Origin of the sequence: Pseudokineococcus basanitobsidens, assembly GCF_037482545.1 — a bacterium.
GTDB classification, from domain to species: domain Bacteria; phylum Actinomycetota; class Actinomycetes; order Actinomycetales; family Quadrisphaeraceae; genus Pseudokineococcus; species Pseudokineococcus basanitobsidens.
In genome coordinates this window covers 1-1,629 of sequence record NZ_JBBIAA010000062.1, presented here as the reverse complement: position 1 = coordinate 1,629, position 1,629 = coordinate 1, and the positions used below count along the sequence as shown (strand labels likewise).

The window sequence follows — 1,629 nt, the reverse complement described above, 5'->3', positions numbered from 1 at the left end:
GGCTACCGGACCGGTTCCGCAAGGGGCAGGGTCGGTGCTGGTAGCGACCGGTGGGGTCAGCACTCGTCTCGGCTGGACCGTGGAGTCCTAGGGTCAGAGCGTGCGCCCCACCGGTCGTGGGCAGGCGTGACCGCTACTGGGATGACGTGCCCCGACCGGGGGCCCCGAGCGCTGCTGGCGTGCGGGGCCGCAGGACGGTGAGCACTGGACCATTAGCCCGCGGCTGGTCTGCCCCGTCGCTGCCGCCGCCCGGGGCCGGCACCAGGGCCGGCCCCGCTAGTCAGTGGGGTGAGGTTCATGACGGTCTTCGTCGGTGATGACTGGGCCAGCGACCACCACGACGTGGTGATCCACGACGCCGACGGGCGCCGGCTGGCCAAGGCGCGGCTGCCCGAAGGGGCGCAAGGGATGGCCCGGCTGCACGCGATGGTCGCCGAGCACCTCGACGACGACGCCGACCGTGACCCCGACACGGGGTTCTTGCGCGCGGGAGCGGTGCTGGTCGGCATCGAGACCGACCGGGGCACCTGGGTCCAGGCGCTGGTCGCGGCCGGGTACACCGTCTACGCGGTCAACCCGGTCCAGGCCGCGGCCTACCGGCGCCGCCACACCAGCTCGGGGGCCAAGTCCGACGTCGCCGACGCCGGGGTGCTGGCCGAGATCGTGCGCCTGGACGCCGCCCACCACCGCCCCCTGGCCGGGGACTCGGCGCAGGTCGAGGGCCTGAAGCTGGTGGCCCGGGCCCACCAGTCGCTGATCTGGGACCGCACCCGCGCCGTCCAGCGGTTGGGCGCGGCGCTGAAGGAGTACTTCCCCGCCGCGCTGGAGGCCTTCGCCGCCGCCGGGCTGGCCCTGGCCGACAGCGACGCGATGGAGCTGCTGGAGCGGGCCGCCGACCCCGACGCCGCCGCGCGTCTGACCCGCTCGCAGGTCACCAAGGCCCTGGGGCGGGCCCGCCGCCGTGACGTCGAGGCCAAGGCGGAGAAGATCCGGGCCGTCCTCGGGGCGCCGGCGCTGCGCCAGCCGCTGGAGCTGCAGCGGGCGTACGCGGCGATCACCCGCTCGCAGGTGCGGCTGCTGCGGTCGCTGGTCGAGCAGGTCAGCGAGCTCGACGAGGTGGTGCGGGACTCTTTTGGGGCGCACCCGGACGCTGAGGTCTACCTCAGCGTGCCGGGCATCGGCCCGGTCGTCGGTGCCCGGTTGCTCGGCGAGCTCGGCGACGACCCGCACCGGTACGCCAGCGCCAAGGCCCGCAAGAACTACGCCGGGACCTCCCCGGTCACCGTCGCGTCGGGCAAGAAGAGCGCGGTCCTGGCCCGCTACGTGCGCAACCGCCGGCTGGCCGACGCCGTCCACGCCTGGGCGTTCTCCTCCCTGTCCGCCTCACCCGGGGCGCGGGCCTACTACGACACCATCCGCGCCCGCGGCAAGAGCCACGGCGCCGCGCTACGCCAGCTCGGCAACCGCTGGGTCGGCATCCTCCACGGCTGCCTGCGCACCCACACCCCCTACGACGAGCACACCGCCTGGCCCACCCCGAGCCCCCAGACCACGCCCACCGAGACCAGCCCCCTCGCCGAGCCCGTCGCGGCCGCCGCTTGACATCCCCAGCCCCTGGGATGTCTGACC

Annotated in this window: 1 protein-coding gene; it reads left to right on the top strand. The window is 74.8% G+C overall.

Annotated features, from left to right (window positions below):
- Positions 1-297 precede the first annotated feature (297 nt).
- Entirely contained in the window at positions 298-1,602 is a 1,305-nt protein-coding gene (locus WDZ17_RS17245) for an IS110 family RNA-guided transposase (RefSeq protein WP_339576410.1), read from the top strand.
- The last annotated feature ends 27 nt before the right edge of the window (positions 1,603-1,629 follow it).